The organism is Agrobacterium sp. 22094 (assembly GCF_052046015.1).
Taxonomy (GTDB): Bacteria; Pseudomonadota; Alphaproteobacteria; order Rhizobiales; family Rhizobiaceae; genus Agrobacterium; species Agrobacterium cavarae.
Genome location: NZ_JBQEPX010000001.1, coordinates 595887 through 615558, shown reverse-complemented (window position 1 = coordinate 615558; position 19672 = coordinate 595887). Strand labels below are relative to the sequence as shown.

Sequence of the window (19672 nt, the reverse complement as noted above, 5' to 3'; positions counted from 1 at the left end):
CAAAGCGTTCCCGCAAGAGGAGTACTCGTGTCAGCTGCGCGCGTAGATATAGGCTCCGCCTTTCTCAAGCGCGCGCTGGTAAGCAGGCCGTGCGCGTATGGTATCGAGAAAGCGCCTGATCGCTTTCGTTTCGCCAACGCCATCCGCACGGGTCATCGCCGCTTCGACCGGAAAGCTCATGGCAATATCCGCGCCGGTCAACGTGTCTGCGGCAAAATAACCGTCCCTGGAAAGTTCGGCCTCCCAGTACGCCACATGATCGATCAGTTGCGGATCGATGAGCTTTGCCGCCACGCCCTTGGAGATCATACCCGCCACGGGTCTTAAGAAAAACGGCATCTGGCTCGGCAGGCGCGAGAAAAGAAGCTTGAGCAACAGAAGCGGCATGGCCGATCCTTCGGCATAATGCAGCCAGTAGAGATAGCGCCGATAGCCGTCCGTGCCTTTCTCGGGCCGGAACCTGCCCTCGCCATAGGTATCGAGAAGATATTCGATGATCGCGCCGCTCTCTGCATAGACCGTGTTCCGATCCTCGATCACCGGAGACTTGCCGAGCGGATGGACCTGTTTGAGGCTCTTCGGCGCGCGCATGTCGGACCCACGCTTGTAAGTTTTCACCTCATAGGGAAGTTCAAGTTCCTCCAGCAGCCAGAGAATGCGGTGCGCGCGGGAATTTTCCAGGTAATGAACGATGATCATGATTATCCTGCATCCGGTTGGAGGCGACGATTTAAGCGGTTGAAGAAGCTTACGTTTGACAACGCGCGAAGGATCACCCGGCATGATCCTTTTGCGGCGCGAGAACTTTCCTGGCGGAAAGCGAAGATTCGGGGTTCCGTTCGCCAAAACATTTGCCTATAAGCCGCTTCTAGCCTGAAAAGATTTGGAATTGCGCGCCCCGGCCGGTGAAGTTTCACCATGGCCGTTTTTTGCGCAACACGAAAGCGGAACGAGAGCCATGCCAAAGCGCCAAGATATCAAATCCATCCTCATCATTGGCGCGGGACCGATCGTCATCGGTCAGGCATGCGAATTCGACTATTCCGGCACCCAGGCCTGTAAGGCGCTGAAGGAAGAAGGTTACCGGGTCATCCTGGTCAACTCCAACCCCGCCACCATCATGACCGACCCTGGCCTTGCGGACGCGACCTACGTCGAACCGATCACGCCGGAAGTGGTTGCCAAGATCATTGCCAAGGAACGCCCCGATGCGCTGCTGCCCACCATGGGCGGCCAGACGGCACTCAACACCGCGCTCTCCTTGAAGCGCATGGGCGTCCTCGACCGCTACAATGTCGAGATGATCGGTGCCAAGCCGGAAGCAATCGACAAGGCCGAAGACCGCGCCCTCTTCCGCGAAGCCATGGCGAAGATCGGTCTCGAAACCCCGCGCTCGATGCTGGCAAACGCCACCGAGATCAAGGATGCCGACCGCAAGAAGCATGAGGCAGCCCGCGCAGAGGTGAAGAGCAAGCTTTCCGGCGCCGACCTCGACAAGGCACTGGATGAGCTGGAAAACCAGTGGAACCTCGGCGAGACGGACCGCAAGCAGCGCTACATGGCGCATGCCATGGCAATCGCCGCCCAGGCGATCGACCATGTTGGCCTGCCAGCCATCATTCGCCCTTCCTTTACGCTTGGCGGCACCGGCGGCGGCATTGCCTATAACCGCTCGGAATTCTTCGATATCGTCTCTGGCGGCCTCGATGCCTCGCCGACGACGGAAGTTCTGGTCGAAGAATCGGTTCTCGGCTGGAAGGAATATGAAATGGAAGTCGTCCGCGACAAGGCGGACAACTGCATCATCATCTGCTCGATCGAAAACATCGACCCGATGGGCGTTCACACCGGCGACTCGATCACCGTTGCTCCGGCCCTGACGCTGACGGACAAAGAATACCAGATCATGCGCAACGCCTCGATTGCGGTTCTGCGTGAGATCGGCGTCGAAACCGGCGGCTCGAACGTGCAGTTCGCCGTCAACCCGAAGGATGGCCGCCTCGTCGTCATCGAAATGAACCCGCGCGTGTCGCGCTCATCCGCGCTTGCCTCCAAGGCAACCGGCTTCCCGATCGCCAAGGTCGCGGCCAAGCTTGCCATCGGCTACACGCTGGACGAACTCGACAACGACATCACGGGAGGCGCAACGCCTGCCTCCTTCGAACCGTCCATCGACTATGTCGTGACGAAGATCCCACGCTTTGCCTTCGAAAAATTCCCCGGCGCTTCGCCGATCCTCACCACCGCCATGAAGTCCGTCGGTGAAGTGATGGCAATTGGCCGTACATTTGCCGAATCGCTGCAGAAGGCGCTGCGCGGCATGGAAACCGGCCTCACCGGTCTCGATGAGATCGAAATCCCCGGTTACGAAGAAGGCGAAGGCTCCAAGAACGCCATCCGCGCTGCCATCGGCACGCCGACGCCGGATCGCCTGCGCATGGTTGCCCAGGCACTACGCACGGGCATGTCCGAAGCCGAAGTGCACGAGAACTCCAAGATCGATCCATGGTTCATCGCCCAGTTCAAGGCAATCGTCGATATGGAAGCGCGCGTGCGCGAACACGGCCTGCCGACCGATGCCGAAAACCTGCGCATGCTGAAGGCCATGGGCTTCTCCGACGCCCGCCTCGCCTCGCTGACCGGTAAGCGCCCGAAGGAAGTGGCTGAGCTGCGCAACAGCCTGAATGTGCGTCCGGTCTTCAAGCGCATCGATACCTGCGCTGCCGAGTTCGCCTCGCCGACCGCCTACATGTACTCCACCTATGAGATGCCTTTCGTCGGTGCACTGCGCTCCGAGGCGCAAGTGTCCGACCGCAAGAAGGTCGTGATCCTCGGCGGCGGTCCGAACCGTATCGGCCAGGGCATCGAATTCGACTATTGCTGCTGCCATGCCGCCTTCGCGCTGAAGGATGCAGGCTTCGAAGCGATCATGATCAACTGCAACCCGGAGACGGTTTCCACCGACTACGACACCTCCGACCGCCTCTATTTCGAGCCTCTGACCGCTGAAGACGTGATCGAGATCATGCGCGCGGAGCAGGAAAAGGGCGAACTGGTCGGCGTCATCGTGCAGTTCGGTGGTCAGACACCGCTGAAGCTCGCAGAAGCGCTGGAAAAGAACGGCATTCCGATCCTCGGCACCGCGCCGGACATGATCGACCTTGCCGAAGACCGCGACCGCTTCCAGAAGCTGCTTATGAAGCTCGATCTGGCGCAGCCGAACAACGGCATCGCCTACTCTGTCGAACAGGCGCGTCTCGTCGCCTCCGAAATCGGCTTCCCGCTGGTCGTTCGCCCCTCCTACGTTCTGGGTGGCCGCGCCATGCAGATCATCCATTCGGAAGGCCAGCTGCAGACCTATCTGCTCGATACCGTTCCAGGCCTCGTGCCGGAAGACATCAAGCAGCGCTACCCGAACGACAAGACCGGCCAGATCAACACACTGCTCGGCAAGAACCCGCTGCTCTTCGATAGCTACCTGACCAATGCTGTCGAAGTGGACGTGGATGCGCTGTGCGACGGTGAAAGCGTCTTCGTCTCCGGCATCATGGAGCATATCGAGGAAGCCGGCATCCACTCGGGCGACTCTGCCTGCTCGCTGCCTGCACGCTCGCTCTCGCCCGAAACGCTGGATGAACTGGAACGCCAGACGGCAGCACTTGCCAAGGCGCTGAAGGTCGGCGGCCTGATGAACGTGCAATACGCCATCAAGGACGGCACCATCTACGTTCTGGAAGTCAACCCGCGCGCGTCGCGTACCGTGCCCTTCGTCGCCAAGACCATCGGCGCGCCGATTGCCAAGATCGCAGCCCGCGTCATGGCGGGTGAGAAGCTCGATGCGGCGATCGCCGCTTACGGCGAGAAGCCCGATCCACGCAACCTGAAGCACATCGCCGTCAAGGAAGCCGTCTTCCCCTTCGCCCGCTTCCCCGGCGTTGACATTCTGCTCGGACCGGAAATGCGTTCCACCGGCGAAGTCATCGGTCTCGACACCGATTTCGCGCTAGCATTCGCCAAGTCGCAGTTGGGTGCTGGTGTCGACCTGCCGCGCTCCGGCACGGTGTTCGTCTCGGTCCGCGATCAGGACAAAGAAGGCGTTCTGCCAGCGATCCGCATTCTGGTGGAAGCAGGCTTCAAGGTTCTGGCAACCGGCGGCACGCAGCGTTTCCTCGCGGAGCAAGGCATCGCAGCCGAGAAGATCAACAAGGTGCAGGAAGGTCGCCCGCACATTGAGGATGGCATCCGCAACCGTCAGGTCCAGCTGGTCATCAACACCACCGACAGCAACAAGGCGATCTCCGACTCCAAGTCGCTGCGCCGCGCAACGCTGATGCAGAAGGTGCCCTACTACACCACCATGGCCGGTGCGGAAGCCGCAGCCCTTGCCATCAAGGCGCTGAAGGCCGGCAATCTCGAAGTGAAGCCGCTGCAGAGCTATTTCTAAGGCACCGTTTCCGTTCGAAAGGTAAAGTGTTCAAAACAAAGGCCTCCCCAACCGGGGAGGCCATTTTCGTTGCAGTATGTGGAAGGGCAATTAGCCCTTTGGAGCAGCGGCCTTGTCCGTCGAAGGCGTGACCGCTGCGGCATTGGCAGGCTTTTCTGCCTTTGCCTTGTAAGGCTGACCGTAGATATCGACGATGTTAAGCATCGCATTATCCGTCACATCCTTCAGCACCGCATTGGCTTCATAGAACTTGCCCTGGTTGATCAGGTCGGCAGCCTTGCCAACATCGGTGACCGTCTGATTGAGCGGTAGGGCGGCGGTGATGAACTCGACATCGACATCCGCGACAGCGAGCTTCTCAAGCGCACCCTGGCGATCGGAGGTCTTCAGGCTCTTGTTGGCTTCGGTGATGGCCGCGACCTTTTCAGGCGTTGCCTTGAAGTCCTCACCGAGCGTCAACTGCGAGTCGACTGGCAGCCATTGGATGGGCGTCGCAGATGCGGGCTTTGCATCCGCCTTCGCATCACCGGCAACGGGTGCCTTGGTCGGTTTCGTCAGATCCGCTTCAGCCTTCATGAAGACTGCTTCGTCCTTGGAGGCCTTCTGCAGCTCGTCCTTCGCCTTGTTGATAAAGGTCTTGGCCTCATCCGGCTTCGCGTTGAAGATTGCCAGGCGTGTTGCCTGAATGTCGGCCAAGGCCTGTGCGCCGTCCTGGGAGAGACGACCAACATCCTTGTCGATGGCCTTATTCGGAACAACAGCGCCCTTGGTTTCCGTCTGCGCTGCAGTTGTCGATGCAGCTTCGGCAGTGTAAGCAATTCCGCCGAGCATAGTACCGGCAACAAGAATAACAGCAAGATTATTACGAATATACATGATACAAATCCTTTTATGAATTCCACATACAACATCCTAACCATCGTTGGATGTTGATGCTGATTAAACTCCCAAAAATGGAGATAGTCGCATTACAATTACTTCATGAACGGCTTTTAATGTTTAGAAACAGCGCATTTTCGAAAAGGACGAACTGTTCTACTGCGGCAGCAAGAACCAAACGCGGGTACGCTTCACCTCACGCTTCGGACAATCGCCGCACGGCGCGCAAGTCTTCGACGAAGAGCGCCCTCTCCTGCGCCTGACGTGCCGGGTCGGGAATTCTAAGCAGGTAGGATGGATGCACCGTGGCAAAGAGGATGCGTGAATTCTCCATGGGGATCGGCCGGCTGCGAACGCTCGAAAGCGTCTCTTTCATCCCCGTCAAAGCATAAACCGCCGTCGCCCCCATGGCGACGATGAGCTTGGGCTGAACGAGATCGATCTCCCGCGTCAACCACCAACGGCAACGCTCAACCTCACCGGCATTGGGTCTTTGGTGAATGCGTTTCTTGCCCCGCGCCTCATATTTGAAATGCTTGACCGCGTTCGTCACATAGAGCGATTGACGCTCAATCCCAGTCTCCCCCAGGACCTGATCGAACACCCTACCCGCTGGACCGATAAAGGGTCGCCCGGCTAAATCCTCGTGATCTCCCGGCTGCTCTCCGACGATCATCACCTGCGCCTTCTCGGGCCCTTCGCCGAAGACGGTTTGCGTTGCGGCACAATGCAGCGGGCACATCTGACAGCTTTGAGCTTCGCGCTTCACGCCAGCGAGCGTATTTGCATCCAGCAGCACTTCCTGTGGCTTGGCTCCGGCCGCCGCCTGGATACGATGGTGAAACATCTGCGGCTCGGTCGCAGCCTTGGCCGCCATGCCAAGCACGCGCGCCTCCGCGCCGATGACAAGTTCCGGGATAAGATCGGCCTCTGGCAGGTTCTTCCAATACTTCTTCGGCATTTCCGCCGTCATGGCTTTGATCTTCAGCCGCGCCGGATTGAAGATATTGGCATAGTATGTGCGCCACAACTCATCCGTTTCATCGGAAATATCCGGCCGCTCCGCCGGCTCTCGCGACGTCTCAAGCAACTGACCATTCCACCGCGCAGACCCTTTCGGGGTTGCAATCAGCCAATCCATGTCGTTGAAGCGCCGCTGGAAGAACGGCGCCTTTCGCTCGACAATGAAATGATCCGGCTCGAACCACGCAATAAAGCAGCGCCGTGCCTGCGCGCCCTCGCCCGGCACTTCCTTGAAACGGACGAAGGCGGTCATCTTGTGACTGTCGCGACGGACGGATTTCTCCATCTGCCGGGCCGCTTGAACATCCGGATCGGCCTTGATCTGCAACAGCGCCCGGTCCTGCTGCAGCCGCCACAGGAGACGATACAGCAAAGAAAAGCGCGCCGGATCGCTGTGGCAGATAATCGCTTCCGCCAACGGCAGAAAGGCCGATGGAACCGTGATCTGCGCTGGTGTCTTCGCCACCGGTAGAGAGGCCTGCTGCTCGAAATCAAGACGCGTGCCGCGGTCGCTCTTCAAGCGCCAATCCACATCGCTCGGTGCCACACTCGCCGCAAGAAGCGAACGCGCGGCATCGCGCCATTCGCCGAAATTGCCCCTGCCTTCTAGCTCGACCGCATACATCACAGCAACGACAACTGTTCCGGTGGCGGTGTGAACATGGCGCGCAGGTCGGGCCGCTCGGTCAACTTGCCCGGCGTCCAGCCATCCGCGACGACAAACGCCTTCACCTTTTTCAGCGATACGCCAAAGCGCGCCAGATCTTCCAAGCGCAGCCTCCGAAAGCGGCGGGAGGACAGGATGGAGTTCACCGTCTTCACGCCGAACCCAGGCACGCGCAGCAGCATCTCTCTCTCACCCGAATTAACATCGACAGGAAACTTCTGGCGGTTGCCGAGCGCCCAGGCGAGCTTGGGATCGATATCGAGATCGAGCATGCCGTTCTGCTGCGTCGAAGTAATCTCGCCAATGTCGAAGCCGTAGAAACGGTAGAGCCAATCGGCTTGATACAGCCTGTGCTCGCGCATCAAGGGCGGCTTGATGAGCGGCAGGTTTTTCGACGAATCGGGAATGGGGCTGAAGGCGGAGTAATAGACGCGCCGCAGGCCATAGCTTCCGTAAAGCCGCGCGCTGGTCGAGAGAATCGTGCCGTCGTCAGCGCCATCGGCACCGACAATCATCTGCGTGCTCTGCCCTGCTGGCGCGAAAGTCTTGACCCGCTTCGTCTTCAGCGTCGGCTCGCCCGCTTCTTCGATCTTCAGCCGAATATCCGCCATGGAGCGACGAATATTGCCTGGCTGCTTTTCCGGCGCGAACTTGCCAATTCCGCTATCGGTCGGGAGTTCGATATTGATCGAGAGACGATCGGCATAAAGCCCCGCTTCTTCGATCAAATGCGGCGATGCTTCAGGGATGGACTTCAGGTGGATATAACCCCGGAAGCCGTGAGTGACGCGCAACTCCTTTGCTACGCGCACCAGCTCCTCCATCGTGTGGTCCGAAGAGCGAATGATGCCGGAAGAAAGAAACAGACCCTCGATGTAGTTTCGCCGGTAAAACTCCAGCGTCAGCCACACGACCTCTTCCACGGTAAAGCGTGCGCGTTCGACATTGCTGGACGAACGATTGATGCAATAGGCACAATCATAAATGCAGAAATTGGTCAGAAGAATCTTTAAAAGCGAGATACAACGACCATCCGGCGCATAGGCATGGCAGATGCCCGAACCCTCCGTCGACCCCAGCCCGCCGCTTTGCGCCGAGTTGCGTCTCGAGGTCCCGCTGGACGCGCAGGAGGCGTCATACTTCGCTGCATCGGAGAGAACTGCAAGCCGCTCTTTGATTGACTTCTTCATAGTATGTTCTCTATATGTTCCAATGACGAAAGTCAAATCACAAGCGGAGCACGTTGAAAATGCTTGTTTTTTACGGGCCTTTTAATTTGCTGGCATTTCAGGATGCTCTTCTGATATAGTCCGACAAATTGTGATTTTGACATGGTTCCGAAGTTTTGCTCCGGAACCTGTTTCTTTTTGTGTCTGCGACTACCGCGGTGCGAATGTGAAGGAATAAAAAGATGGTAGAAAAAGTACCGATGACCCAGGGCGGTTACGTCAAGTTGCAGGAAGAACTTCGCTGGCGTCAGCAGGAAGAGCGCCCGCGCATCATCGAGGCGATCGCCGAAGCGCGCGCCCATGGCGACCTGTCGGAAAATGCCGAGTATCACGCCGCCAAGGAAGCGCAGAGCCACAATGAAGGCCGCATCTCCGAGCTCGAAGATCTGACCGCCCGCGCCGAGATCATCGATCTCTCCAAGATGTCCGGTTCCAAGATCAAGTTTGGCGCCACCGTCAAGCTCATCGATGAAGACACCGATGAAGAAAAGACCTATCAGATTGTTGGCGATCAGGAAGCCGACGTGAAGGAAGGTCGCATTTCGATTTCCTCTCCCATTGCCCGCGCCCTGATCGGCAAGGAAGTGGGCGACAGCATTGAAGTGAATGCGCCTGGCGGCTCGCGCGGCTACGAGATCCTGTCCGTCAACTGGAACTGAAATCCCCCGCTCCCGTTGCGAGACTTCAAGACTTGCCCCATGTCGATCTGAGAGATGTCCGCGTCCTTACGCCAAACTTCAAGCGCAGGCTCTCGGGCGTGACATCCACGATCATTCAGCTCGTGCCGGTGCAGAACCGGCTCGGGCAGAAGATCGCCGTCATCGGCCCCGGCCTGCCCGAAAGCCTGCCATATGTGCGCTTCCGCGATCTGTGGCGGCTCTGGCAAAACGGTCCGGCAGGCAGAGCGCGGGTCTGGCATGCGCGCCGCAATATAGAGATGCTGCCGGCCATCATCATGCGCGACATTCTGCGCATGAAGTTGAAGATCGTCTTCACCTCCGCCTCGCAGCGCAGGCACACCGGTTGGACCAAATTTCTGATTTCCAGAATGGACGGTGTGATTGCCACCAATAGCCAGACGGCCTCCTATCTGGACGTACCGAGCACGGTCATCATGCACGGGATCGACACCGATCGCTTCTCCCCGCCCACCGATAAGGCTGAAGCAAAGGTCGCACGCGGCCTCGATCCTCAGCGCAAATATGCCGGCTGCTTCGGCCGTACACGGCATCAGAAGGGTACCGATCTCTTCGTTGACACGATGATCCGCGTTCTGCCAGACCACCCGCAATGGTCGGCCATCGTTGCAGGACGCGCGACAGGTCCGCATGTGGATTTCGAGAATGGCTTGAAGGAAAGAGTGCGAGCCGCAGGTCTTGCCGACCGCATCCTCTTCGTCGGAGAGCATACCAACATCAACGAATGGTACCGCGCGCTCGACCTCTTCATCGCCCCCCAGCGCTGGGAAGGATTTGGCCTCACCCCTCTGGAAGCGATGTCGACGGGTGTACCCGTGATCGCCACGGATGTCGGCGCCTTTCCGGAATTGGTGCGCGAAGGCGAAACCGGCACCGTCATTGGCCGCGATGATCTCGATGCAATGGTTGAAGCGACCAAGGGCTTCTTAAGCGATACAGAGATGATGCAGCATAGAAGTGCAGTTGCACGCCGGACGACAGTGGAGAATTTCGCGCTTGAAGGTGAAGCCCGGTCTCTCGGCGACATCTATGCGCGCGTTTAGACAGCCGAATATCGCTTTTCCGATCGCAACACTGGACAGCGCCGTCCCAGCCTGAGCTGAAACAGCGCGACCGCCTTCATCGCCTGCCGCTACGCAATTCCTCGAAGAATTCCAGATATTGATCGACGATCCGCTCTGCGGAAAAGCGTGCGGCCAATTGCTCTCGCCCACCTTGAACCAGCTTCGCTCGAAGCTCGGGCGACCCTTGCAGACGCAAGAGCGCCTGCGCCATACCCTCGACATCGTCGATCTCGGTGAAGAGAGCGCTTTCCTCATGCGTCGCAGCCCAGGACGGCCCTTCGGTTTTGGTGGACACCACAGCCACTTCCGCCTTCCAGCCTTCGAGTAGCACGTTGCCAAGCGGCTCCTGTCGGCTCGGCACGCAGAACATATCCGCCGCCTTGATATAGGCCGCCGGCTCCGAAACCCAGCCGATGAAGCGGACACGATCGGGAATCCCAAGCTCTTGCACCAACCGCTCCAGATCGGCTCTATCGGGGCCATCTCCAACCAGCCAGAGCCAGAGGTGAGGCGTCGCCGCGACCGCGCGCAGCAAGGTATCGAAACCCTTGGTCGGAACGAAGCGGCCAAGACCGCAAACCAGAGGAACATCGTCCGGCGTCGAAAAATCCGACCGCTTGACCACGGAAGTGCCGACCTCGCCCGGAAAATTGGAAATAATCGTCGTCTTACCCTGCCAGCCGAGTGTACGGCAGTGTTCGATGACGTTGGGCGCATTGCCGACGATAGCATCGGTGTTGCCGAAATAGCGGACGTGGTGCGGATAGTCTCCCAGACGCACAACGCGTATGGCGTGACCAGCGTCCGGCATCAGCCGCGCCGTCGGCGCACGCCACCCCATCACCACATCGGTTGGCCACTGCTTCATGGATCGCTTCAGCAACTGCGTGCGCAGCCACCAGTTGGGCCAGCGGCGAAGATAGTAACCCTCATGCACCGTCCCCCGATCGTCAAGTTCGTGACGCCATGTCACGCCCGGCCGGATTGCAAATTGCTGCTCTATGCCACGCTCGTGAAAAGCGCGGGTGAGGCGTAGGAAAAACTGCTCGGTGCCGCCATCCGTGCCGAATTGCAGATGAAATATCCGCTTCACGCTCATCGTAACGCACTTTCTCGGGCTTGGACTGTAAGGTGACTGTAACGGCTCGAACTCACGAAAAATACTTCCGCTTGGTGGCGATCAGCTTGTCCACCATAAGCCGCCGCTGTTTGCGCAGACCATAAAGGAAGCTGCGGGCATTACGGCTTCTCGATATCTTTCCGGGATGCGCAATATCGCTGACCGCATCGGTGGTGGACACCGGCCTTGGAAAGAAAGAATAGCCGCCGCCAACCCGGGTGATCCAATGGCGGAAGAAGTTATCAACCGGCGCGAAGATCACACGGTGTCCATCGACGAACTCCTGCGCACCTTTCCTCGACCAGAGAATGGCGCCTGTCGTCATCGGAAAATAGTGTGCGGAGCAAAGAGTAAATATATTTTTCCCGAAGCTCATGGTCTTCAGTGGACGGAAGATTTTAAGCTTCTCATTGCCCATGTTCACGATCCGCCACTCGGGATCATGCGCATTGAGAAAACCGATCGTTTCCGTCACGATCGCCTGCAGGGCTTCATGCGGTGCGGCGTCATCTTCGATCACGAGGCAGTAGGATCTGTCCGTCCGAAGAAACGCCTTCGCCGCATTCAAGTGACTGTAATAGCAGCCGATTTCGCCACCAACCAACTCGCGGCCCATATAGCGTCTGGCAGCCGCGGCATCATAATCGGCAACAGTATCGAGGGACAGCTTGCGCCCATCGAAAGCCGAGAGACGCTCGAATGCGACACCGGCTTTCTCAAGCGACGCCGACACCTGTGAGAAACGCTCCGTGCTGCCATCCAGATTGATGACGTAGCAGCAGAAATCGGCATTCAGCGCGATGTCGTTTGAGTTGGAGACCATCAATAACGTCCTATCGTTTCATCTGCTTGAACAGATCGAGATAGGCATCCACCACCGCATCCTTGCGGAAATCGGCGTCGAGCCTTGCCCTGCCCTGCTCTCGCAGTTTCGCCGCCAGTTGATCGTCTGTGCGGATACGATTGATCGCCGCAAGGGTGCCATCCACATCGTCGATGTCACACATGAGCGCATCTTCGCCATCCCGGATGAACCAGGACGGCCCTTCGGAACGGGTGGAGACCACCGGCACATCCGCCTGCCAGGCTTCGAGCACCACATTGCCAAGCGGCTCATGGCGCGATGGCATAACGAAGATCGAGCCCGCGGCAACATAATCCATCGGCTCTTCGACCCAGCCGGTGAAGCGGGTGCGGTCTGCCATGCCCAATTCCTGCACCAGTTGCTCCATCTCGGCCCGTTTGTCGCCTTCGCCGATCAGCCACAGCCAGGCATCGGGAATCTGCGCCACGGCCTTGATCAGGACATCGAACCCCTTGCGCCGGATGAACCGTCCGGTACCCACAACGAGGAAGGCATCTTCCGGAGTACCCATGCTGGCACGCGATACCGGCTTGATGGTGGTCTCACGAACGAAATTGGAGACGACCTTGACCGGCTTCGTCCAGCCCAATTGCACGCAGGCCTCGGCAATACCGGGCGCATTGGCGACAATAAGATCGTTGTTACGAAAATTCTTCAAATGACGGGGATAATCGCCAAGCCGCGTCAGCCGCACGCTGTTGCCATGTGCTGGAACAAGCCGCGAGGAGCGCGACATCCAGGCCATGACGACATCCGGCTTCCATTCGCGCATGATTTTGTTCACCTGCCAGCGAAGCCAAAGCGCCTTTGGCGAGATGCGGCGATACTCGCTTTCGATGGTGGGACCAAGGGCCGCGATCTCGTCACGCCAGATGCGGCCCGGACGCACGATAAAGCGCTGCTCGATCCCACGATCGCCAAAAGCCGTTGCCAGATTGACGAAGAAGCGCTCGGCACCGCCCTCCTTGCCGAAATGCATGTGAAGAATTCTTTCGGCACTCATCCAATATCGCTCCGCACCCGGCCAATGCTTAAGCGCTATATAACCGCGTCCGATAATAGTCCACGTGACTTATAGGGCAAAAGCGTGCTTGGCGGCCTTGCGCACAATAAAGGTAGCCAGAAACTGAAGCTTACGCAGACCAAATGACCGTCAGGGCGCGGAATCTTTCCAGAAAATCTCTCTGATGGCGCCGCGCTTGGTCAAGAAAACCACGAGCTGCCGGTGGATCTGGCTGATCTCGTTCCAGCCCCGACGCAGCTTTCTCAATTTCAGCCGCCAGCCCGTGGGGCGAGCGGCCTTCCCGAACTTGGCAATATCGGAGTTGTACTCATAGTGCCGCTGTGTCGCCATTGCCGGCTGGACGATGAAAGGCTTCAACTGCCGGAAGACCGGCGACACCGTATCGTTGAAAAGAAAATGATCGATAGGAACCCTCATCCGCCCTCGATAGGACAGCGCTATCTGCGCAGCCCGGCGCGACAGAATATACGCCCCGCCCCCGACATGCCGTGAATACATACGGTGCAGAGCGCGCTCCGTGCCAGGAACCTTGATCTCGGCGTCTCCCAAAAGAACCCTGGAGATGCCGGAGCCGAACTTCTCCAGCTTGATCACCTCGACATGAGGAGGAATCCAGTCATCCGCCCGCAAGAGACTGGAGACATCGCCCGAGAGAAACACATCGTCCTCAAGCATCAAACCGAACCGCGCGCCCGTCTGCAAAAAGGCTTCCCAGGCATAGGTATGGCTCACCGTGCAGGACCGGTCGCCAAGGCCCAGCGCACCGAGTGGCCCCGCAGGTGTAATGACGCCATCCAGAACCGCCTCATCCACCTTCGTCGCATCGCAGGCATCGACGCGGGTAAACGCCACGCCACGTTCTTCCAGATGATGCGACACGCGCTCCAGCCTGTCCTCGCGACGCGCAAGGTTGATGACGAAAACGGGAATGGCCTGGTTCATGTCGCACTCTTCCAACTCTTGAAGTCCAACAAGGCCTTCGCAGCTCAGCGACTCTATAGGCTTTTCAACGATCACAGCACAAGATGTGTCGCCGGCAAGGTCCGGTCTCGATACTCTCAAGACATCGGCATCAACTTCCCGGTTTATTTTGCCGACGACTTGCGGTATCGCAGCGTGAACGCGCGCCTGCTTCTGCTCGACGCGCCAGCGCGAAGAAAAGATGAAAGCAAGCCGATGTCCGAAAAAGCAAAAGTAGCCCTCATTACCGGCGTCACCGGCCAGGATGGTGCTTACTTGGCTCAACTGCTGCTCGACAAGGGCTACATCGTCCATGGCATCAAGCGCCGCTCCTCGTCCTTCAATACGGGCCGTATCGAAAACATCTATCAGGATCCGCACGAGGAAAACCCACGCTTCATCCTGCATTACGGCGACATGACGGACGCAACCAACCTCATTCGCATCGTTCAGGAAACCCAGCCGGACGAAATCTACAATCTCGCCGCCCAAAGCCACGTTCAGGTTTCCTTCGAAACGCCGGAATACACCGCAAATGCCGACGGCATAGGCACGCTTCGCCTGCTGGAGGCGATCCGAATTCTGGGTCTCGAAAAGAAGACCCGCTTCTACCAGGCCTCCACCTCCGAGCTTTACGGCCTCGTGCAGGAAGTGCCGCAGCGAGAAACCACGCCCTTCTATCCCCGCAGCCCCTATGCCGCAGCCAAGCTCTACGCCTACTGGATCGTGGTGAATTACCGCGAGGCCTACGGCCTGCATGCCTCCAACGGCATCCTATTCAACCATGAAAGCCCGCTGCGCGGCGAAACCTTCGTCACCCGCAAAATCACCCGCGCAGCCGCCGCCATCAAGCTCGGCCGGCAGGACAAGCTCTACCTCGGCAATCTCGACGCCAAGCGCGACTGGGGCCATGCGAGGGAGTATGTCCGCGGCATGTGGATGATGATGCAGCAGGACGAGCCAGACGACTACGTTCTCGCCACCGGGGAAACCACCCCCGTCCGCACCTTCGTGGAATGGGCTTTCGCCGACGCTGGCTTCACCCTGAGATGGGAAGGCGAAGGCGTCGACGAAAAGGGCATCGATACAGCAACCGGCAAGGTACTGGTCGAAGTAGACCCCCGCTACTTCCGCCCAACGGAAGTCGATCTCCTGATCGGCGACCCAACGAAGGCACATGAGAAGCTGGGTTGGAAGCACGAGACGAGTGTTCGGGAGCTGGCCAGAGAAATGGTTGTCGAGGACTTGCGGCTCATGCAGTCCGACACCATCGCAAAAGGCGTATAGCCATGAGCATCTATAACCTTCAAGGAAAACGCGTCTGGGTGGCCGGCCACCGCGGGATGGTCGGCTCGGCCATCGTCAGGCGGCTTGAACAGGAAGACTGCGAGGTCCTGACCGTCGGTCGCGATACCGTCGATCTCGCGAACCAGGCGCAAACGAGCGAATGGATAATGGAAAACCGCCCACAAGCGGTTTTTCTGGCGGCAGCAAAAGTCGGCGGCATTCTTGCCAACGACACGCGTCCGGCCGAATTTCTCTATGAAAATTTGATGATCGAAAGCAATATCATCGAGGCATCCTACCGCGCTGGCGTCGAAAAGCTGCTCTTCCTTGGGTCATCCTGCATCTACCCGAAGTACGCGGAACAACCGATCAAGGAAGAAGCCCTCCTGACTGGCTCGCTTGAACCGACCAATGAATGGTACGCGATCGCCAAAATCGCGGGCATCAAACTGACACAAGCCTATCGTAAACAATACGGCTGCGACTTCATCTCAGCAATGCCTACGAACCTTTATGGCCCAGGCGATAACTTCGATCTCAACTCCAGCCACGTATTGCCTGCCCTTCTTCGTAAGGCGCATGAGGCAAAAATACGCGGTGACAAGGAAATCGTCATCTGGGGCACCGGAACCCCACGACGTGAGTTTCTCCACGCGGACGACTGCGCAGACGCACTTGTTTTTTTGATGAAGAATTACTCCGACGAAAGCCACGTCAATGTTGGCAGCGGAGAAGATATCTCTATCCTCGAACTAGCAAAGCTTGTTTGCAGGATCATTGGGTTCAAAGGTGAGATCAAGCACGATCTCAGCAAGCCGGATGGGACGCCGCGTAAATTGATGAGCGTAGAGAAGTTGACAGCGTTAGGGTGGCAACCAACCACCAAGCTTTCTTATGGACTCAAGACGTTATGCAATAGCCTAGACCAATTTCCGTGACACGGTGATTGGTTTAATGAACTGTTGTTTCCAATCGTATAGCTGTTGACGGCTATAACGCTTCTTTTATTCACTTATAGTGTTGCTGCCAAGAAATGAAGTCGCCCGTGACAGATCCGTGCCGGATGATCGGAGGCTCTGCATGAACACAATCTACCACAACGTTTTTTGCCCAAAGATCAATGAATAACTGATTCATCATCCAATCAATCCCAATGAGCCTGTATTCTGGATGATCGATAAGTGTAGCGACAAAATTCTCAACTAAACTACGAGATAATAGATAACAGCAAGCCGTGTTTGTCACAGGCCTTTTGTAGATACGAAATCTATTTAGAACCTTTTCTCCCCTCAAAAAATCTATTTCAAGATCTTGCAGACTACACCCGCCAGCCAAATCTATGTATAAAGGCTTATCTTCAACAACTCTTTCTCTTACAAATTGCAAGACGTCCTTAAATAACAGCAACGTATCGACTTCAAAAACTGCGTCGTCCTCCATCACCAGTATAAAATCAGCCCCTGTTTCTAGAAAACTATACCACGCTCTAATATGTTTATCGGTTACATTAACCTCTATAGCGCTTCTACGCTGCCACGCCGTGACTGTATCTCGTTCTCTACGCCACGATTTTAGCGCCCTACGGTAGAACGATAGTTTCTCTCTCAATCTTTTTTTGGGGCGAGGAAGATTGCGATAGCGCGACCATTCTTCTGCCAAACGTCTATATATCAATGTTCTTCGCCAAGCATGCCGCTTGCTGTGAGGCACGATTACCGGCTGGAACGAGAACTGGATGATTTTTGCATCCAAGTTTGCGCCGATACAAGCCAACTTTTCCAGCTGCCTTAAAGCCAACCGCGCTCTCGCGTCACCATTATGGACTAGACATAAAATAGCATCGAGATGTTCAGTCATTCACTCAGGGCCTCAAAAATCTAACATCGGCGGGAGAAACGTAAAGTATTGTGCTCGCCGTTTTAGCCCATGCCGTGTAACCGAAGCCCTTCAAATAAAGAGCAACTTCGCTCCTCAGCACATCCTCCAGACCAAGAGCGTGCTGCTCTATCGCAACCACCCGCGGCTGGAATTTTTCCCAGTTATTTGACTGCAAAACCTGAAGATCGAACCCCTCAACATCCACATTGAGAAGATCTATTGGTTGCGAGACATCGACGGCCGATTCAAGGATATCTGAGAGAGGTCTAACAGATATCCTCTTTACGCCTAAAAATTTTCTTCCAGTATTTTTGTGGTAGGCAGCGACCTCAGCATCAAAAGTATTTAGCGCCGCCTCAACGAACATAAAGTAATCCAACTCACCGCGTTGGATTCCGACTCCGGACTGGACATTCAGATCTAAAGGTCGGTACTTATCAAACAAGCGGATAGCGTCCGGCGAGGGTTCGATATTAATACCAGTCCAGCCGATGCTGGAAAACACTGCAGTATTGGAATAGGTAAAGGGATGATGAGCTCCAACATCTACATAAAAACCCTTCGTCTTTTTCTTCATCCCGTTGAGGCGAAAAAAAATAGATGCTAAGACTAGGTCTTCACCTTCTTGCCCGTATGCTACGGTTCCGTCCATCGCCTTACGAAGCACCTTGTCAGCACGTCTTCGATTTTTGCGAACATTGTTGGCGTGTTTAAGCCATCCAAATCCCATTTTTGTCATCCAAACACTCTTCTCTAGTAATCGCACAACATCGATTTATTGGCATGCGCTAGGCGGTATCGCACTTTCCGCTAGTCGCTAAACGTGACCAGACGGCGCGTCATTTAGCAGCTCAGGCAATACGTATAGAGCGCCATCATTGGAGCTAATCATTTTGTTGAAAGACACATGCTCGCAAATTTCTCTTCCGTCCTCAGTCAGCCCAACATAAAATGCTTCCTGAATACAAGACACCCTATATAAACCAAAACCACCAAATGCAGAATCAACTCTGATGGGTGGCGTATCTTTTGGAATATGCGCTTGACGTTGCTTGACATATTTCAAGACAGCGCGCCTGCCCCTAGCCTTCCTCCTGAAAATACCCTTAGAAGCATTTCTTACTTCCTGCCAGCAGTCTCCTGGACACCATTCGTCATGCCTTAGTGCCCACACATCATAGTAGTGTGTCCGCTGATTAGCGAATAGACCGCACCAGTCAACGGGAGCGTTTGCAATTGCAACAGACAGACCTGGCTCATCCACCAAGCCAGCATTAACCCCGTCGAGATCAGCAACCACGAAATAATCGTCTGGAAGTTTCCCCTGCCGAGAAAGCTTCGACAGGCATATATTTCTTATGATTGCGAGACGAGCAGTTCTTTGAGGGGCATTATTTGACAGGTGGTCAAGGTTTATGAGTTCCACGTTAGTTTTATCGCTAGCCCAGTCAGCCAAAACAAGCTCTGTTTCATCTCGACAATCGTTCGTAATGAAGACAAATCGCACCTCATCGAAAGTTTGTTTTAGCTTCTCCAATCGCTGAAGCGTCGGAAGCAGGCCCACCGCGCAATCGCGCGCCGCCCCTACGATTAGTGCCCGTCCTCCAAGCATAATCAGCCTTCCTCCCAAATGTGATCCAAATGAGTATGCTCAGGAGTGCCGCTTCGAAACGCTTGCCTCATTAGCCGATAGTCTTCTTGCAACAAAGATGGTCGACGCTTAGGCTTCGAGAATAAAAATTTTACCTTGTGAGATAGTTTCGTAACACGTCTACGCCACTTCGATACACCCCATTTAGTTGGAGAATTCATTAGTGCGTGATCTGCAGGTGCGATAAGATGCCAATTTGAGGAGAGACGCTTATACTTCAATCCAAACTGCCTACCCAGGGCCTCCAACGATTTTTCTGAGTGGAAAGACACATGTTGGCCGTGTTCAAGACCACTGTACCACCAGGTGCCGAAGGCAGGGCGAGAGTTCGGGTAGAGTTCAGTGGTAAAAAGTATTGCCGAACTGAACGTAAGCATCTCTTTGAACGAAGCGATAGGATTAGGGAGGTGTTCAAAGACCTCAATCGCTGTCAATGCCCCATATCGGCCGAACCGGTCTACATTCGCTTCACAATTGTTCGCGAAAGTCGTTTCCGTATAAGGCTCGACGATGTGAAACCGAAAGCCTCTATCCCTCATCATCCGGACGAACATCCCCGTTCCACCGCCATAATCAACGAACAGCAACGAAGGTGGAAGTGGGGCCAGTAGCTGCTCAACAAAATCTGCCGAGCGAAGATTGCGTTCCACATATCCAAGATCGAGCGCTGTGATCGGGCGCTGATAAGCTTCATCCAGCCAGTAAATTGGGTCCATGAAGATGAAGTTACAGGACTGGCATTCATACAAGTTCGTGAAATGCTTGCCCAAGACCTGTTCTTTGGACAGAGATTTACTGGCATCGCCGCAGATTTTGCATTTCATAATATGGATATCACTCAAACGAGAGTCTCCTTTGCAACTGCTCCGCAGCTCAAACAGCT

At 56.2% G+C, this 19672-nt stretch carries 17 protein-coding genes; 5 read left to right on the top strand and 12 right to left on the bottom strand.

The features are described from left to right. Positions 1-30: 30 nt before the first annotated feature. Positions 31-699 carry a glutathione S-transferase gene (locus tag ACTJK5_RS02960; protein WP_440611806.1) on the bottom strand — a complete coding sequence of 223 codons (669 nt, stop codon included), beginning with the start codon at positions 697-699 and terminating at the stop codon, positions 31-33. Positions 700-958: 259 nt separating this feature from the next. Between ACTJK5_RS02960 and carB the strand changes: the two genes are divergently transcribed. Continuing rightward, positions 959-4444: a carbamoyl-phosphate synthase large subunit gene (carB, locus tag ACTJK5_RS02955; protein ID WP_062440386.1), complete on the top strand. Its 3486-nt coding sequence runs from the start codon at positions 959-961 to the stop codon at positions 4442-4444. A 90-nt stretch (positions 4445-4534) separates the two neighbouring features. Here the strand turns inward: carB and ACTJK5_RS02950 are convergent, their stop codons facing one another. The 3 genes from ACTJK5_RS02950 to ACTJK5_RS02940 form a co-directional block, all read right to left on the bottom strand. After that, positions 4535-5320: a YfdX family protein gene (locus tag ACTJK5_RS02950; RefSeq protein ID WP_440611805.1), complete on the bottom strand. Its 786-nt coding sequence runs from the start codon at positions 5318-5320 to the stop codon at positions 4535-4537. A 199-nt stretch (positions 5321-5519) separates the two neighbouring features. Beyond that, on the bottom strand, positions 5520-6971 hold the full coding sequence (locus ACTJK5_RS02945; RefSeq protein ID WP_440611804.1) for a UdgX family uracil-DNA binding protein: 1452 nt from the start codon (positions 6969-6971) through the stop codon (positions 5520-5522). After that, a complete protein-coding gene (locus tag ACTJK5_RS02940) occupies positions 6971-8203 on the bottom strand; it encodes a putative DNA modification/repair radical SAM protein (RefSeq protein WP_440611803.1) in 1233 nt (410 codons plus the stop codon). The genes ACTJK5_RS02945 and ACTJK5_RS02940 overlap by 1 nt, the downstream gene beginning before the upstream one ends. Before the next feature lie 221 nt (positions 8204-8424). Here ACTJK5_RS02940 and greA point away from each other — a divergent pair, with 221 nt between their 5' ends. Next, positions 8425-8901 carry a transcription elongation factor GreA gene (gene greA, locus ACTJK5_RS02935; protein ID WP_062426441.1) on the top strand — a complete coding sequence of 159 codons (477 nt, stop codon included), beginning with the start codon at positions 8425-8427 and terminating at the stop codon, positions 8899-8901. A gap of 32 nt (positions 8902-8933) precedes the next feature. After that, the gene (locus ACTJK5_RS02930) at positions 8934-9983 is read left to right on the top strand and encodes a glycosyltransferase family 4 protein (protein ID WP_440611802.1); all 1050 of its coding nucleotides are present in this window, start codon (positions 8934-8936) and stop codon (positions 9981-9983) included. Positions 9984-10059: 76 nt separating this feature from the next. On the opposite strand, the gene ACTJK5_RS02925 is transcribed toward ACTJK5_RS02930, so the two are convergent. The 4 genes from ACTJK5_RS02925 to ACTJK5_RS02910 form a co-directional block, all read right to left on the bottom strand. Next, a complete protein-coding gene (locus tag ACTJK5_RS02925; RefSeq protein ID WP_440611801.1) occupies positions 10060-11103 on the bottom strand; it encodes a glycosyltransferase in 1044 nt (347 codons plus the stop codon). A 52-nt stretch (positions 11104-11155) separates the two neighbouring features. Continuing rightward, positions 11156-11947, bottom strand: a complete 792-nt coding sequence (locus ACTJK5_RS02920; RefSeq protein WP_440611800.1) for a glycosyltransferase family 25 protein — start codon at positions 11945-11947, stop codon at positions 11156-11158. Between the two features lie 10 nt (positions 11948-11957). Continuing rightward, positions 11958-12992 (bottom strand): glycosyltransferase, encoded by a 1035-nt coding sequence (locus ACTJK5_RS02915; protein ID WP_112360277.1) that lies wholly within the window; start codon positions 12990-12992, stop codon positions 11958-11960. Positions 12993-13142: 150 nt separating this feature from the next. Beyond that, positions 13143-13955 carry a glycosyltransferase family 25 protein gene (locus tag ACTJK5_RS02910; RefSeq protein WP_440611799.1) on the bottom strand — a complete coding sequence of 271 codons (813 nt, stop codon included), beginning with the start codon at positions 13953-13955 and terminating at the stop codon, positions 13143-13145. A 234-nt stretch (positions 13956-14189) separates the two neighbouring features. Here ACTJK5_RS02910 and gmd point away from each other — a divergent pair, with 234 nt between their 5' ends. Then, a complete protein-coding gene (gene gmd / locus ACTJK5_RS02905) occupies positions 14190-15260 on the top strand; it encodes a GDP-mannose 4,6-dehydratase (RefSeq protein ID WP_440611798.1) in 1071 nt (356 codons plus the stop codon). Between the two features lie 2 nt (positions 15261-15262). Continuing rightward, positions 15263-16198: a GDP-L-fucose synthase gene (gene fcl / locus ACTJK5_RS02900; protein ID WP_440611797.1), complete on the top strand. Its 936-nt coding sequence runs from the start codon at positions 15263-15265 to the stop codon at positions 16196-16198. Between the two features lie 70 nt (positions 16199-16268). Here fcl and ACTJK5_RS02895 read toward each other — a convergent pair whose 3' ends face one another. The 4 genes from ACTJK5_RS02895 to ACTJK5_RS02880 form a co-directional block, all read right to left on the bottom strand. After that, positions 16269-17117: a hypothetical protein gene (locus ACTJK5_RS02895; RefSeq protein ID WP_112521341.1), complete on the bottom strand. Its 849-nt coding sequence runs from the start codon at positions 17115-17117 to the stop codon at positions 16269-16271. A 4-nt stretch (positions 17118-17121) separates the two neighbouring features. Next, complete coding sequence (locus ACTJK5_RS02890) at positions 17122-17877, bottom strand: FkbM family methyltransferase (protein WP_112521339.1); 756 nt, start codon at positions 17875-17877, stop codon at positions 17122-17124. Between the two features lie 78 nt (positions 17878-17955). Continuing rightward, complete coding sequence (locus ACTJK5_RS02885; RefSeq protein ID WP_112521337.1) at positions 17956-18750, bottom strand: hypothetical protein; 795 nt, start codon at positions 18748-18750, stop codon at positions 17956-17958. Between the two features lie 2 nt (positions 18751-18752). Continuing rightward, positions 18753-19631 (bottom strand): class I SAM-dependent methyltransferase, encoded by an 879-nt coding sequence (locus tag ACTJK5_RS02880; RefSeq protein ID WP_440611796.1) that lies wholly within the window; start codon positions 19629-19631, stop codon positions 18753-18755. Positions 19632-19672: the final 41 nt, after the last annotated feature.

What these genes read in the sequence shown, in the direction of transcription:
- ACTJK5_RS02920 (WP_440611800.1), bottom strand. Translation starts at nt 11,947, where the DNA reads ATGGTCTCCAACTCAAACGACATCGCGCTGAATGCCGATTTCTGCTGC.
- gmd (WP_440611798.1), top strand. Translation starts at nt 14,190, where the DNA reads ATGTCCGAAAAAGCAAAAGTAGCCCTCATTACCGGCGTCACCGGCCAG.
- ACTJK5_RS02915 (WP_112360277.1), bottom strand. Translation starts at nt 12,992, where the DNA reads ATGAGTGCCGAAAGAATTCTTCACATGCATTTCGGCAAGGAGGGCGGT.
- ACTJK5_RS02925 (WP_440611801.1), bottom strand. Translation starts at nt 11,103, where the DNA reads ATGAGCGTGAAGCGGATATTTCATCTGCAATTCGGCACGGATGGCGGC.
- fcl (WP_440611797.1), top strand. Translation starts at nt 15,263, where the DNA reads ATGAGCATCTATAACCTTCAAGGAAAACGCGTCTGGGTGGCCGGCCAC.
- ACTJK5_RS02945 (WP_440611804.1), bottom strand. Translation starts at nt 6,971, where the DNA reads ATGTATGCGGTCGAGCTAGAAGGCAGGGGCAATTTCGGCGAATGGCGC.
- ACTJK5_RS02910 (WP_440611799.1), bottom strand. Translation starts at nt 13,955, where the DNA reads ATGAACCAGGCCATTCCCGTTTTCGTCATCAACCTTGCGCGTCGCGAG.
- ACTJK5_RS02940 (WP_440611803.1), bottom strand. Translation starts at nt 8,203, where the DNA reads ATGAAGAAGTCAATCAAAGAGCGGCTTGCAGTTCTCTCCGATGCAGCG.
- ACTJK5_RS02895 (WP_112521341.1), bottom strand. Translation starts at nt 17,117, where the DNA reads ATGACTGAACATCTCGATGCTATTTTATGTCTAGTCCATAATGGTGAC.
- ACTJK5_RS02890 (WP_112521339.1), bottom strand. Translation starts at nt 17,877, where the DNA reads ATGACAAAAATGGGATTTGGATGGCTTAAACACGCCAACAATGTTCGC.
- ACTJK5_RS02885 (WP_112521337.1), bottom strand. Translation starts at nt 18,750, where the DNA reads ATGCTTGGAGGACGGGCACTAATCGTAGGGGCGGCGCGCGATTGCGCG.
- ACTJK5_RS02960 (WP_440611806.1), bottom strand. Translation starts at nt 699, where the DNA reads ATGATCATCGTTCATTACCTGGAAAATTCCCGCGCGCACCGCATTCTC.
- greA (WP_062426441.1), top strand. Translation starts at nt 8,425, where the DNA reads ATGGTAGAAAAAGTACCGATGACCCAGGGCGGTTACGTCAAGTTGCAG.
- ACTJK5_RS02950 (WP_440611805.1), bottom strand. Translation starts at nt 5,320, where the DNA reads ATGTATATTCGTAATAATCTTGCTGTTATTCTTGTTGCCGGTACTATG.
- carB (WP_062440386.1), top strand. Translation starts at nt 959, where the DNA reads ATGCCAAAGCGCCAAGATATCAAATCCATCCTCATCATTGGCGCGGGA.